The 13,835-nt window shown below is 60.8% G+C and carries 9 protein-coding genes; 3 read left to right on the forward strand and 6 right to left on the reverse strand.

Annotation, left to right across the window (positions count from 1 at the left end; all coding sequences use genetic code 11):
• Window positions 1–260 precede the first annotated feature (260 nt).
• The 3 genes from NQ491_RS05750 to lon form a co-directional block, all read right to left on the reverse strand.
• Window positions 261–935, reverse strand: a complete 675-nt coding sequence (locus NQ491_RS05750; protein WP_019245949.1) for a DUF421 domain-containing protein — start codon at window positions 933–935, stop codon at window positions 261–263.
• A 411-nt stretch (window positions 936–1,346) separates the two neighbouring features.
• Window positions 1,347–2,522: a tRNA 2-thiouridine(34) synthase MnmA gene (gene mnmA / locus NQ491_RS05755; RefSeq protein WP_026089653.1), complete on the reverse strand. Its 1,176-nt coding sequence runs from the start codon at window positions 2,520–2,522 to the stop codon at window positions 1,347–1,349.
• A 98-nt stretch (window positions 2,523–2,620) separates the two neighbouring features.
• Window positions 2,621–5,053, reverse strand: a complete 2,433-nt coding sequence (lon, locus tag NQ491_RS05760) for an endopeptidase La (RefSeq protein ID WP_019245951.1) — start codon at window positions 5,051–5,053, stop codon at window positions 2,621–2,623.
• Window positions 5,054–5,215: 162 nt separating this feature from the next.
• Between lon and NQ491_RS05765 the strand changes: the two genes are divergently transcribed.
• The 3 genes from NQ491_RS05765 to NQ491_RS05775 all read left to right on the forward strand — a co-directional run bounded on the left by NQ491_RS05765 (window position 5,216) and on the right by NQ491_RS05775 (window position 9,710).
• Window positions 5,216–6,025 (forward strand): hypothetical protein, encoded by an 810-nt coding sequence (locus tag NQ491_RS05765; protein ID WP_019245952.1) that lies wholly within the window; start codon window positions 5,216–5,218, stop codon window positions 6,023–6,025.
• Window positions 6,026–6,082: 57 nt separating this feature from the next.
• The gene (locus NQ491_RS05770; protein ID WP_019245953.1) at window positions 6,083–8,713 is read left to right on the forward strand and encodes a valine--tRNA ligase; all 2,631 of its coding nucleotides are present in this window, start codon (window positions 6,083–6,085) and stop codon (window positions 8,711–8,713) included.
• A gap of 547 nt (window positions 8,714–9,260) precedes the next feature.
• On the forward strand, window positions 9,261–9,710 hold the full coding sequence (locus tag NQ491_RS05775) for a PLD nuclease N-terminal domain-containing protein (RefSeq protein WP_019245954.1): 450 nt from the start codon (window positions 9,261–9,263) through the stop codon (window positions 9,708–9,710).
• A 92-nt stretch (window positions 9,711–9,802) separates the two neighbouring features.
• Here the strand turns inward: NQ491_RS05775 and NQ491_RS05780 are convergent, their stop codons facing one another.
• The 3 genes from NQ491_RS05780 to recG form a co-directional block, all read right to left on the reverse strand.
• Complete coding sequence (locus tag NQ491_RS05780) at window positions 9,803–10,780, reverse strand: hypothetical protein (RefSeq protein WP_019245955.1); 978 nt, start codon at window positions 10,778–10,780, stop codon at window positions 9,803–9,805.
• Between the two features lie 35 nt (window positions 10,781–10,815).
• Window positions 10,816–11,640, reverse strand: a complete 825-nt coding sequence (locus tag NQ491_RS05785; RefSeq protein WP_026089654.1) for a DUF3108 domain-containing protein — start codon at window positions 11,638–11,640, stop codon at window positions 10,816–10,818.
• Between the two features lie 85 nt (window positions 11,641–11,725).
• Window positions 11,726–13,834 (reverse strand): ATP-dependent DNA helicase RecG, encoded by a 2,109-nt coding sequence (recG, locus tag NQ491_RS05790; protein WP_019245957.1) that lies wholly within the window; start codon window positions 13,832–13,834, stop codon window positions 11,726–11,728.
• Window position 13,835 lies beyond the last annotated feature (1 nt).

Consider the following 13,835-nt stretch of genomic DNA (forward strand, 5'->3'; position numbering starts at 1 on the left):
GACGTCCCCTTTTGGGCTGAAAAACATGCGATCCGGGCGAGCGACGGCGCAGCAGGCCGGAATGGATCTTTCATCTTCTTTCCGGCCGTACCGTCGCGTGCGCTTTCACCTACCCCGGTTCCGGTGCGCCCGAAAAATTTCGCCGATAGGACCGGCAAGGCCCGTACCCACGAATATGCCTCTGAACCGGAATCGTCGCTGCTTTCCTCTCCGTTCAGGCCGGGCGAGAACGGGAAGCAGAACCGGCGGCAAGGCAAGACTCAATTGCTGACGACCGTCTCGCGGGCCGCATCGCCTGAAGCGGCATCGCCGTTTTTCGGCGTCACGTAAAATCCCTGCGACGGAGTCCACTCGACACAGAACAGGTCGCCGGGATCGTCGTACCCCAACTTACCGAGACTTTCCTTCAGCCACTGCTCGCTCTTGCCTGCGTTCCGGAGCGAGCTCTCCAGCACCGCGCCGTTGTTCACCAGCAGATAAGACTGCGAGCGGTCTCCGCGGCGCGAGACCGTCAGCCGTCCGTTCGTTTCGAAACGGACATCGTCGACCTCGAGCATCGAGAAAATACCGTTCTCGCGCAGCATCGTCCGGAACTGCTCCATTTCGAGCCCGTTGCGCCGGAACTCCCTCAGGTCGATCTTCCCGTCCCGAACGATCATCACCGTATCGCCCTTGATCAGGCGTCTCAGGTGCTTGAAGCGCAGCAGGAAGCGAATCAGCATGTTGAAAACGGTCCACACGCCGAGCGCGAGCACCAAATACCAGACCGACATTTCCGGACTGTATATCGACCCGCCGACCAGCGCCCCGAGCACGAAGGCATTGACCGAATCGAGCGGCGTCAGCTGGGCCATCTGCGTCTTGCCCGAAATGCGCAGAAAGATCAGCACGCCCAGCATGCCGACCAGAATTTTCACGACGATACTCTCGACCATAAGCGAACGGTTTTACGACACGGACTCCGCCGTAAAAATCGTACCGGAATCGCGGCCAAGCCCGCAAAGACGGAAAATCCACTGTCCGCACAGAATAAGAGACAGGGAACGAGCGGCCGGAGAGAGCGACAAAATCGTATAAAAAGGCCCCGAAAGATTCTCTCTCCCGGAGCCGCATCGGACAAGCCGATACATTTATTTCCGTCGTACAAGCCGCCCGACCGGCATCTCGCATAGCTACCGGGTTCGCGGGAAATTCCGTGTTCCAGGCACATCCCCTCCAGAACGGCCTCTCCATACCGCCGCTGCCGGACTGCCGGTCCCGACCGACAAACGCGAGCTTCCGGCGACAAGACCCGTCATTTCGGCAGAACGGAAACTTCTTCGGCCGGCCGCTCTCTCCCGTACGCTCTACCGGTGAATTACTCCGGACCCGATCAGTTCCTCTCCGTCGTACCATGCCGCGAACTGCCCGGCCGTCACGCCGCGCTGCGGCTCGTCGAATACGACGAATCCTCCTTCCGCAGTCCGGTACAGCACGGCTCCCTGCAACGGCTGGCGGTATCGGATACGGACCAGATAGCGGCGGCTTTCGCCGGTCTTCAGCGCCAGATCGGGGCGCACCCAGTGTATCTCGTCCGGCAGCATGTACAGCGCCCGGCGATACAGCCCCGGATGCCGCTGACCCTGTCCCACGTACAGGATATTTCGCTCCACGTCCGTTCCGATCACGAACAGGGGCTCGGGTTTTCCCCCGACATTCAGGCCCTTGCGCTGTCCGATCGTGAAAAAGTGAGCGCCCCGGTGACATCCCACGCGCGCGCCGTCCGAAGGTTCGTAGCGGAAAGGCTCGGCCAGCCGCCCGAGCGGAGCGTCCGCAGGCAGCGAACGATAACCCGGCCATCCGGACGGGATCTCGACGATGTCGCCGTCCTTGGCTGCGAGCTGCTGCTGCAGGAAAACGGGCAGATCGACCTTGCCCACGAAACAGATGCCCTGAGAGTCCTTGCGGGCAGCCGTAGCCAGATGCTGTTCCGTAGCGATGCGCCGGACCTCGGGCTTGAGCAGATGTCCGATCGGAAAGAGCGCGCGCGAAAGCTGTCGCTGCGAAAGCTGGCAGAGGAAATAGCTCTGGTCCTTGTTCGGGTCGCTGCCCGCAAGCAGGCGATGAATCGTCCGGCCTTCGGCCCCGATCTCCTCGCGGCGGCAATAGTGGCCTGTCGCCACGAAATCGGCGCCCAGCTCGAGAGCCGCATTCAGAAAGGCGTCGAACTTGATCTCGCGGTTGCACAGCACGTCCGGATTGGGCGTGCGCCCCCTCGCGTACTCGGCGAACATGTAGTCGACGACCCGCCGCCGATACTCGTCGCTCAGGTCGATCATATGAAACGGGATGTCGAGCCGCTTGGCCACCAGTTCGGCGAACAGGTGGTCGTCGTACCACGGGCAGTCGCCCTCCAGCGTGCCGGTCGTATCCTTCCAGTTCCGCATGAACAGGCCCACCACGTCGTAGCCCTGCTCCTTGAGCAGATAGGCGGCCACGCTCGAATCGACGCCTCCGGAGAGGCCCACCACGACTCTTTTCACGGTAGAATCACAGGTTCGGGTTATTAGAACGGACGATCCGGGGCCGCGGGCAGGGCGAAAAGCCGCTTCCCCGCGTTCCCCGGATTTTCAGAAAAAACTCAACGGTCCGACAACGCCAAGCGAAGCACGTCGTCGTTGGTCCGCACGTAATCGAACGTCAGACCCTCGAGATACTCGGGCTTGATCTCCGAAATGTCCTTGCGATTGTCCTCGCTCAGGATAATCTCGTTGATACCGGCCCGTTTGGCTGCCAGTATCTTCTCCTTGATCCCGCCTACGGGCATCACGCGTCCGCGCAGCGTCGTCTCGCCGGTCATCGCCACGCGGTCCCGCACCGGACGCCCCGTGAACGTCGACACGAGCGAGGTCACCATCGTGATACCGGCGCTCGGCCCGTCCTTCGGAATGGCTCCTTCGGGCACATGGATATTCACGTCGAACTTCTCGAACTTCTCGCGGTCGATGCCCAGCTCTTCGCCGTGCGCCTTGACCCACTCGAGCGCGATCGTCGCCGACTCCTTCATCACGTCGCCCAGATTGCCCGTCATCGTCAGACCGCCCTTGCCGGGCGTCAGGATGGACTCGATATAGAGAATGTCGCCGCCGACCTCCGTCCATGCCAGCCCCGTCACGACGCCGACCATCCCGGCGATCTCGTACGACTCGTTCTGATAGCGGGGCACGCCGAGAATTTTCTCGACGTCCTCGGCCGTCACCTCGGGCCGGAATTCTTCGTCGAAGCCGATATTCTTGGCTCGCGTGCGGACGATCTTCGCGATCCGCTTGTCGAGCGTCCGCACGCCCGACTCACGCGTATACTCGGCGATGATCTTCTCGATGGTCTTCGGCGCGATCCTCAACTGCTTGGCCGAAACGCCGTGCGCCTCGAGCTGCTTCGGGATCAGATGCTTGCGGGCGATCTGCACCTTGTCTTCGAGAATGTATCCCGGTATGTTGATCATCTCCATACGGTCCCTCAGGGCCGGATTGATATTGGCGATGTTGTTGGCCGTAGCGATGAACAGCACCTTCGACAGGTCGTACTCGGTATCGAGGTAATTGTCGTGGAAGGTCGTGTTCTGCTCCGGATCGAGCACTTCGAGCAGGGCCGACGACGGGTCGCCATGGTTGCTGACGGTGATCTTGTCGATCTCGTCCAGTATCACGACCGGATTCGACGAGCCGCAGCGCTTGATCGTCTGGATGATCCGGCCCGGCATCGCGCCGATGTAGGTCTTGCGGTGTCCGCGAATCTCGGCCTCGTCGTGCAGACCGCCCAGCGCGATGCGTCCGAACTTACGCTTGAGCGCCCCGGCCACCGATTTGCCGAGCGACGTCTTGCCGACGCCCGGAGGACCGTACAGGCACAGGATAGGCGACTTCAGATCGCCCTTGAGCTTGATGACGGCCAGATGCTCCAGGATGCGGTCCTTCACCTCGTCCAGCCCGAAGTGGTCGTTGTCGAGCCGCTTCTTGGCATGGTTCAGGTCCAGATTGTCTTTCGTATAGCTTTCCCACGGCAGGTCGAGCATCAGCTGCAGGTAGTTGAGCTGCACGGAATACTCGGCTACGGCCGGATTCATCCGCTCCAGCTTCGAGAGCTCCTTGAAAAACAGCTCCTTCGTCTCGGCTTTCCAACGCTTTTTGGCAGCCCGCTTGTGCAGCTCGTCGATGTCCTTGTCGGCCGGATCGCCGCCCAGCTCGTCCTGAATCGTGCGTATCTGCTGCTGCAGGAAATACTCGCGCTGCTGCTGGTCGATGTCCTGCTTGACCTTGCTCTGTATCTCGTTCTTCAGCTCGGCCAGTTGCTGCTCGCGGACCAGAATCTCGAGCAGACGTCGCGCGCGGGCCAGCAGTCCCGGAGCTTCCAGCAGGCGCTGGCGGTCGCTGTCGGGCAGATCGAGATTCGAGCAGATGAAATTGATGATGCCGCGCTTGTTGTCGATGTTCTTGATCGCGAACGTGGCCTCCTTGGGCATCTGCGGCGACACGTTGATGATATTCAGCGCGACGTCCTTGATCGAATCGACGAGCGCCTCGAACTCGATGTTGCTCGGGTCGGGCGTCGAATCCTTCAGCGTCGCTACCGACGCTTTGAAATAGGGTTCCGACACGACGAACTCGCTGATCTCGACCTTTTCGAGCCCGTGCAGGATGACCGTCAGGTTGCCGTTCGGCATTTCGAGCACTTTCAGAATACGGGCGGCCGTGCCGATACGATACAGGTCGTCCGGCCCGGGCTGCTCGACCTCCGGCTCCTTCTGCAGCACGGCGCCGAGGATTCCCCCGACGCCCTCGACCTCGCGCACGAGCTTCATCGACTTCTCGCGCCCGACCGTAATCGGCGTGATCGAGCCCGGGAAAAGCACCGAGCTGCGAAGCGTCAGAATAGGCAATATCTGGGGTATATCCACTTTCTCGGCAGCTTCCTCGTCGTCGTTGGACATGATCGGAATCACATGGTGACGGCCTTCGAGCATATCCGATATGCCCGAAAACTCCTCTTCTTTCTTGCTATATTTTTTATTCATCTTTTCCTTTCGTTTAATCGGCAAATATAGTGCAATTTACCGGAATTAAAAAACAAGCCGCCCGACATCCGGCGAAGCACGGCGGGAGATCGGGCCGAATCCGCCGGCCGTTCCGGCGGAAGTTCCGGAATATAAACGGAACCGAAACCACTATTATTGCAAATGATTATCTTTACGGTTTCCATTCACACCGTGACTGCCATGACTCGACACTTCCTGTTGCTCCTGCTCCTTTTGCCGGGAGCTTTCCGCCTATCCGCAAAACCCCTGCCGAAGGAGTACGTGCGCGACAGCCTGCCCGTGCTCGCCGAGCGATGCCGGCAACTGCTCGAGACGGCCTACATGGCCGACAGCCTGGTCGGCGAGACCGACTCGCTGCCAGGCTGGGAAGGACTGCCCGTCAGGCTGTACGAATACCGTACGGGACCCGACATCCGGACCGGGCAGCCGAAAAAAGGGAAGGTCTATCTGCTGAATCCGTCGCCCGAAAAGCTGGCCCGCTGGATCGCCACCGCCTGCTGGAAGGCGCGCGGCAGCCTCGAGTACCGCTACACCGACAAACTGCTGCGATGGATCCGCAGCCAGTCGGGCGGCCAGTTTCCCGTGCGGGGCGTCGTCTACGAGGCCATGTACGAGCCGGGACGCTACGATCCCTATGTGTTCAAGGACGGCGTGACGGTTTATGTGGCCGATCCGAACCGGATGCCTGCCGACGGACACTGCACGGACGAGCAGCTCGAATTCTACCTGAGGCTGACCGATGCGGACCTGAAACCCTACACCGGCCGCTACGCCCGGATCGCCAGCACGACGCGCGAGCAGTATCGCGCCGGCGGCGGCACGGAACGGGTGGGCGACAGCGACAAGGATCGCCGCATCGAGTGGCTCGACGTCGTCCGGCGACTATACCGGCAGGCATGGGAATCGGATGAAAACCGGCTGATCACGGCATGGGCCGAGGCGAACCTGTAAATGTCCGATAAATTTGCTATTTTTGCGAGGATAAACGCTAAACATTTCTGACAAGCCATGAAAATCGACGACAAATACGCTCCGCAGCAGATCGAGCCGAAATGGTACGACTACTGGATGCGGCACGACATGTTCCACTCGGAGCCCGACGAGCGGGAGCCCTATACGGTGGTCATCCCGCCGCCGAACGTGACCGGCATGCTGCACATGGGGCACATGCTCAACGAGACGATTCAGGACGTGCTCGTGCGCCGCGCCCGGATGCAGGGCAAGAACGCCTGCTGGGTGCCGGGAACCGACCATGCGTCGATCGCCACGGAGGCCAAGGTCGTCCAAAAGCTCAAGGCCGAGGGCATCGACAAGAGCTCGCTCACGCGCGAAGAGTTCCTCCGCCATGCGTGGGAGTGGAAGGAAAAGCACGGAGGCATCATCCTGAGCCAGTTGCGTAAACTCGGGGCCTCGTGCGACTGGGCCCGCACGAAGTTCACGATGGACCCGGAGATGAGCCGCAGCGTGATCAAAGTGTTCGTCGACCTCTATAACAAGGGAAAGATATACCGCGGCGTCCGGATGGTCAACTGGGACCCGGCCGCGCAGACGGCGCTGTCGGACGAAGAAGTGGTCTACCGCGAGTCTCAGGGCAAGCTCTACTACCTGCGCTACCGACTCGAGGGGACGGACCGCTATCTGATCGTCGCGACGACACGCCCCGAAACCATTCTGGGAGACACGGCGCTATGCGTCAACCCCGACGACGAGCGGTACAAAGACCTGCCGCAGGACGCCCGCGTCGTCGTGCCGCTGGTCGGCCGCTCGATTCCGGTCATCCGCGACAGCTACGTCGACATCGAGTTCGGAACCGGCGCGCTGAAGGTAACCCCGGCCCACGACGTGAACGACTACATGCTGGGCGAGAAGTACAACCTCGAGACGATCGACATCTTCAACGACGACGGCACGCTGAACGAGCACGGCGGCCGCTACGCGGGCATGGACCGTTTCGCCGTGCGCGAGCAGATCGAGCGCGATCTGGCCTCGGCCGGCCTGCTCGAGAAGGTCGAGGCCTATACGAACAACGTGGGCTACTCCGAGCGGACCAGCGTCGCCATCGAGCCGAAGCTGTCGATGCAGTGGTTCCTGAAGATGGACGAGCTGTCCAAACCCGCATTGCAGGCCGTTATGGACGACACGGTGCGTCTGGTTCCCTCGAAGTTCAAGAACGTCTACCGGCACTGGATGGAGAACGTGCGCGACTGGTGCATCTCGCGCCAGCTGTGGTGGGGTCAGCAGATTCCGGCCTACTATCTCCCGACGGGAGGCTACGTCGTGGCCGAAACGCCCGAGCAGGCGCTGGAGCTGGCCCGCGCGAAAAGCGGCAACCCGGACCTGAGCCTGCACGAGCTGCGGCAGGATCCGGACGTGCTCGACACGTGGTTCTCGTCGTGGCTGTGGCCGATCTCGGTATTCGACGGCATCAACCGCCCCGATAACGAGGAAATCAAGTACTACTATCCGACCAACGACCTGGTCACGGCTCCCGACATCCTGTTCTTCTGGGTGGCGCGGATGATCATCGCCGGGTACGAATACCGGGGCGAACGCCCGTTCCGCAACGTCTACCTGACGGGAATCGTCCGCGACAAGCTGCGCCGCAAGATGAGCAAATCGCTCGGCAACTCGCCCGACCCGCTCGACCTGATCGCGCAGTACGGGGCCGACGGCGTACGCATGGCCATGTTGCTGTGCTCGGCCGCAGGCAACGACCTGCTGTTCGACGATTCGCTCTGCGAGCAGGGCCGCAACTTCGGCAACAAAATATGGAACGCTTACCGTTTGGTAAGCGGCTGGCCGGTCGACGAAAGCCTCGCGCAGAGCGAATGCAACGCCGCGGCAGTCCGCTGGTTCGACTCGATGCTCGAGAAGACGCTGCGTCAGGTCGAGGAGCATTTCGCCGAATACCGCATTTCCGAAGCGCTGATGCTGATATACAAGCTGTTCTGGGACGAATTTTCGGGCTGGTATCTCGAGATGGTCAAGCCGGCCTACGGACAGCCTATCGACCGGCCGACGCTCGACGCCACGATCGGATTTTTCGACAAACTGATGCGGATGCTGCATCCGTTCATGCCTTTCGTCACGGAAGAAATCTGGCAGGACATCGCGCCGCGGCGCGACGGCGAGAGCGTCTCGCTCGCACCGATGCCCGAACCCGCCCCCTGCGACGAAACGCTGCTCGAACAGGTCGAACTGCTCAAGGAGACCGTCACGGCCGTGCGCAACGTTCGCAAGCAGCGCAACCTGCCCGCCAAGGAGCCGCTGGAACTCCGAGTGATTGCCGACGAGAACTATCATCCGGAACTCGGCGCGCTGCTGCGCAAGACGGCAAACCTGACGGACGTCGAGACCGTCGCGGAAAAGCCGGCCGACGCCGCCTCGTTCATCGTCAAGACGACGCAGTATTTCGTACCGCTGGACGGAAAGATCGATGTTGAGGAAGAGCTCAAAAAGCTGCAGCACGACCTCGCCTACTACGAAGGTTTTCTGGCTTCCGTACGGAAAAAGCTCGGCAACGAGCGCTTCGTGCAGAATGCCCCGGCACAAGTGGTAGAGAACGAGCGAGCCAAACAGAACGACGCCGAGGCCAAGATCAAAGCGCTGAAAGAGCGTATCGCAACGCTCGGGCGATAAGACTCCGCATAACGAACAAAACCGCGATTCCCCGAGCCGTTGCGGCTCGGGGAATCCGTTTTTACCGGCCGAAGGCGAGGCTTATCTCGCCGTTCGTCGCCGGTTCTGAATTCGGCGTACAGACAGCAACGCCGTTACGAAGCTGAACGACCCGCCGGAAGACACAGGGGCGGAAGCGCCCGACTCGTTATTCGTTAGACCGCACACAGACACGATTCCCGCCGCTTTCCGACCGGTAGCAGCAGAATCCGGACCGTGCGAACCATTGAGAGCCCGGTCTTCTCGGAGCATCGAAACTCCATTTCCGACCGACGCGCCGCACCCCGCCGTCCCCCTCCCGAATGCCTTGCACACGAAAGTTCCTTATGAAAAAGAGAAACGCGTTCCCGACACCGTTCCACCCGCTTCCCGTCCCGACAATCTCTCTCAACAGTCGCAAGACGTCACCGGATTTTCCGCATTTATTACTAACTTAGCCATGTCGAATCCCCCTCTCCCCTTTCCCAGCCGGAGAAGCGGTTCCGACGCCTAAATCCACAACGATTCCATGCTGCCTGCCACCGACTCGACCGCCTTTCTGATCGGACAAACGATCGGTTTCCTGTTCGTTTTCTTCCTGCTGGTGATTTTCCCCATGCTGGCGATTCTGCGCATGGCCCGCCATGTCGGAATCAGCGGGTCCGACCGGGTCCTCTGGGTCGTCGTCATCTATTGTATGCCCCTGTTCGGTCCCGTCACCTATTTCATATGGGAGCTGACCAAAGGGCGGAAACTACGCCGCACGGTTCCGGAAGCGGTCAGGCCGAACTCGGGGACGCCGGTCGCCCCGGAAAGAAAAGCGAACCGTATCCCGGCCGGTCCCGGTCTCCGAACCGGCCGGCCGCGCCCGGGCATTCCGGAATCGATTACCGCCTGCGGAACCGGCTCCGGCCGCTTCTCAAGAACCTACCCGAAAGGGAAAGGACCGGCCCGGTACGGCCTGCCGCCACGCCGTTAGCCGGCACCGGACGAGGATACGCCGGAGAATGAAACGGCAGGGCCGCTCCCGTTGCCGGAAGCGGCCCTTCGCCGGTATATTCGGAACTCCGATCAGCGGAGAATGATCTCGTTGGACCCGATCAGGTTTCCGTCCGTATAGATTTTGACGCGGTACTTTCCGCTGGTAATGCCCGATCCGTTATAAAACAGACTCACGCTCAAATCGTTGTTCTGATAGTCGACCTGACGGGCGGCCGAGAAGGTGATCTTATCGCCCTCGAAGTCGAACAGCGCGTTGCTCGCGTTGGCCAGCACATAGCCGTCCGGACCGATGATCTGCACGTACACCGTCCGCTCGCCGGGCTCGGCCAGTTCGTTGCCGACCAGCACCAGATCGACTCTCAGGCGTTCCGCGCGGCTCGCGCGCGACACTTCGCGGTCGGACTTGCTCAGCGCCAGCAGACGGATATCGCGCGCCCGTATCACGGCGCCCTGACGCACCTTCGTCGAGAGTTCCTGCGACTTTTCCTCGGCCGTCTCGGCCCGCAGCTTGTAGGTGGTGATCATTTTGCGGATCGTCGTATTCTCGTTGACGAGCTTCTTGTTGATCCGGTCGAGCGAGTCGATCTGACGGATGTATCCTTCCATCACGGTACGCATGTAGCTCATCTGTTTCTCGTAGTTGCGTATCTTGGAATAGCTCAGCCGCCGCTCCTTCTGCAGCTTGTCGAGCAGCGAGTCGGCCTGATGCTTGACGCCCTCGTAGTGGACGGCCAGCGTATCGTTCATCGTCTTGAGCGTATCGTAGTCGTTCATCAGCGAAGTAAGCTGGCGGGTCAGCGTATCGCGCTCGATCGCGAAATCGTCCTTCATCTGCTTGACCTGCAGGAAGTAGATCGCCGACAAGGCCGCCAGAATCAGCGCCATGATGACGATCATGATCTTCAGACCCTTCACCGACTTGTTGGGACCTCCCTCGCCGTACGGATCGTTGCCGTAGGAACCATAGTCGTAGTTCGGACCGTAGTTTTGGGGATTGTACTTCGGGTCGTAGCCGGAATGGCCGTTCTGATTGCTGTAGTCTTCCATAAGCCGTAAGGTTACACAGGACAAATATAGAAATTTTATTTGATTTTGCTATCCAGCGGATACTTCAGGTTTTTCCAGCTTATCAGTCGCGCGCGGATCGACCCGACGCGGATCGGCGACTCGACGTAGAGCGGAATCCGGTTCCGGTCGTCCGATATCCATATCGTGAACTCGCTGCCGTCCTCGAACGATTCGCCGGTAGAGGTAGCCAGCTCGCAACGGAACTTCAGCGTGCGGAACTTGCCCGTTCCGCGTATGTTCTTGACCTCCCGGCCGAGAAAGCGGTAACGGATCGGGCGGATCGTATCCTCCAGCACCAGATTCATCAGCGACGATCCGGAGCGCTCGATACCGGTCAGGTCAGCGCAACGCAGATTGAAAAACGAGGCCAGCGCGTCGTAGCTGCCGTCCGACAGATCGAGCCTCTTGTGATTGCTGTCCGGATTCTTGTGGTTGCGGAACGTGTTATTGACCACGCGGCTGTCCCAGTCGTAGACGAAGCGCGTCGAATAGCGGTACTTGCCTTCGCGGATTTCGCTGCGCAGCTCCAGCGGCCGCAGCGTGGCGGAATCGAGCGTGCTGACATACTGGTCGTTCAGATCGAAGAACCACTTGTAAAACGGATACACCACGCCGTGCGCATCGACCGTATAGGCCCGGCGGCCGCCGTAGTCGCCCAGCGTCGTTCGGAACGTCACGCCGGCCACGTCGGTATTGACGAAGCTCACTTTGTAGCTTACGGCATACTCGAGCTCCTCGCCATGCGCGAAAGCGTGTTCCACGGGAACCGTGCCGCCAATCTGTGCCGCCGAGGAACAAACCGCCATCGCCGATAGCACCGTAAGAATCGATCGTGTCATAGAAAGCTTTTTTATGCGACACCCGCCCCTTGCGGCGGGAAGCCGCATCCTCCCTCGTCAATATAACGGGGGAAACGGCGTAAAGTTATGAAATCATGCTGAAATCAGCGTTCTCAGCCGAATTATATTTATCGGACAATTCCTTCAGCATGGCATTCCGTTCCAGGTGCGGGTCCTGCTCCAGAATCCGCTCGGCCGCGCTCCGGGCGAGCGAGAGAATCTGTCCGTCGCGGCCGAGACTGGCTATCTTCAAATCAAAGGCCAAACCGCTCTGAAGCGTTCCGCTCAGATCGCCCGGACCGCGAAGCTGAAGGTCCATCTCGGCAAGCCGGAAACCGTCGGTCGTCTGCACCATCGCACCCAGACGCTTGCGAGACTCGGCCGAGAGCTTGTCGCCGCTCATCAGGATGCAGTACGACTGCTCGGCCCCGCGCCCCACGCGGCCCCGAAGCTGGTGAAGTTGCGAGAGTCCGAAGCGCTCGGCGCTCTCGATCACGATGATCGACGCGTTCGGCACGTCGACGCCGACCTCGATCACGGACGTGGCGACCATGATGTGCGCGACGCCGCGTTTGAACAGGTCCATGCCGTACTCCTTGTCGGCGGCCTTCATCTTGCCGTGCACGACGACGGTCACGTACTCCGGCGGCGGAAATGCCTGTACGATGCCGGCATAGCCGTCCTCCAGGTCCTTATAGTCCATTTTTTCGGACTCCTTGATCAGCGGGTAGACGACGTAGACCTGCCGTCCCCGCTTGATCTCGTCGCGGATGAATCCGAATACCCGGAGCCGGTGCGAATCGCGGTAATGAACGGTTTTCACCGGCTTGCGGCCCGGCGGCAGCTCGTCGATCACCGACACGTCCAGATCGCCGTAGAGCGTCATCGCCAGCGTTCGCGGAATCGGGGTGGCGGTCATCACGAGCACATGGGGAGCCGCCTGCGGATTCTTGCTCCACAGCCGTGCCCGCTGCTCGACGCCGAAACGGTGCTGCTCGTCGATCACGACGAAGCCGAGATTACGGAAACGGACTCCGTTCTCGATCAGCGCATGCGTTCCGATCAGTATGTCGATCTCGCCCGAGAGCAGGCCTTCGGAGAGTTCCGCGCGCTCCTTCTTCTTCGTCGAGCCGGTCAGCAAGCCGACGCGCAGGCCGATCCCCTCGGTCATCCGCACGATCGACGCATAATGCTGCGACGCGAGAATCTCCGTCGGAGCCATCAGGCAGGCCTGAAAGCCGTTGTCGCAAGCCAGCAACATGCTCATCAATGCGACGAGCGTCTTGCCGCTGCCCACGTCGCCCTGCAGCAAGCGGTTCATCTGATGCCCGGTCACGGTGTCCTGACGGATTTCGCGGATCACGCGCTTCTGCGCCCCGGTCAGAGGAAACGGCAGCCGCTCGTTATAAAACGTATTGAAAAGCCTGCCCACGGTCGGGAACAGGAATCCGTCCTCCCGCGAGGTGCGGGCATGTCGCTGTTGCAGAATATTGAGCTGGATGCCGAGCAGCTCGTCGAACTTGAGACGCAGCTCGGCGTCGCGCAGCGCCTGCTGCGAAGTCGGAAAATGGATATTATAGAGCGCGTCGCGCAGCGGAACGAGACCGTACTCGCGGATCACCTCGTCGGGCAAGGTCTCGCGCAGCCGTCCGTCGACCTGCGGCCACAAATTGCACATCAGCGAATGAATCGCCTTCGTACCCAACTGCGCGTTGCTCAGTTTTTCGGTCGTGCTGTACACGCCTTGCACGGACGAGTGGAATCGGTTTTTCTGGTCGAGCACCGACTCGACCTCGGGATGCACCAGGCTGAGCACCCCGCCGAAAAAGGCCGGACGGCCGAACACGATGTACTCGCGTCCCTGCTCGAGCCGCTTCTCGATCCAGCCGATTCCCTTGAACCACACCAGCTCGGCCGTACCCGTCGCGTCGGCGACCGTCGCGACGAAACGCTTCTTGGCGCCCGCCCCGACATGCCGGAAGCCCGTGATGCGGACCTGTAGCTGCACATAGGTCAGCGAGTCGTCCCGCAGCTCGCTGATCCGCCAGATACGGCTGCGGTCGATGTAGCGGAACGGGAAATGGTAGAGCAGATCGCCCAGCGTCCGGATGCCGAGCTCCGAGCGCAGCAACCGTGCCCGGCGTTCTCCGACGCCGCTGAGAAACTGGATGTCATTGTCGAGAATGTAGCCCACC

It is taken from the genome of Alistipes ihumii AP11 (assembly GCF_025144665.1).
Classification (GTDB): domain Bacteria; phylum Bacteroidota; class Bacteroidia; order Bacteroidales; family Rikenellaceae; genus Alistipes_A; species Alistipes_A ihumii.

What these genes read in the sequence shown, in the direction of transcription:
- NQ491_RS05750 (WP_019245949.1), bottom strand. Translation starts at nt 935, where the DNA reads ATGGTCGAGAGTATCGTCGTGAAAATTCTGGTCGGCATGCTGGGCGTG.
- lon (WP_019245951.1), bottom strand. Translation starts at nt 5,053, where the DNA reads ATGAATAAAAAATATAGCAAGAAAGAAGAGGAGTTTTCGGGCATATCG.
- NQ491_RS05765 (WP_019245952.1), top strand. Translation starts at nt 5,216, where the DNA reads ATGATTATCTTTACGGTTTCCATTCACACCGTGACTGCCATGACTCGA.
- NQ491_RS05770 (WP_019245953.1), top strand. Translation starts at nt 6,083, where the DNA reads ATGAAAATCGACGACAAATACGCTCCGCAGCAGATCGAGCCGAAATGG.
- NQ491_RS05775 (WP_019245954.1), top strand. Translation starts at nt 9,261, where the DNA reads ATGCTGCCTGCCACCGACTCGACCGCCTTTCTGATCGGACAAACGATC.
- NQ491_RS05780 (WP_019245955.1), bottom strand. Translation starts at nt 10,780, where the DNA reads ATGGAAGACTACAGCAATCAGAACGGCCATTCCGGCTACGACCCGAAG.
- NQ491_RS05785 (WP_026089654.1), bottom strand. Translation starts at nt 11,640, where the DNA reads ATGACACGATCGATTCTTACGGTGCTATCGGCGATGGCGGTTTGTTCC.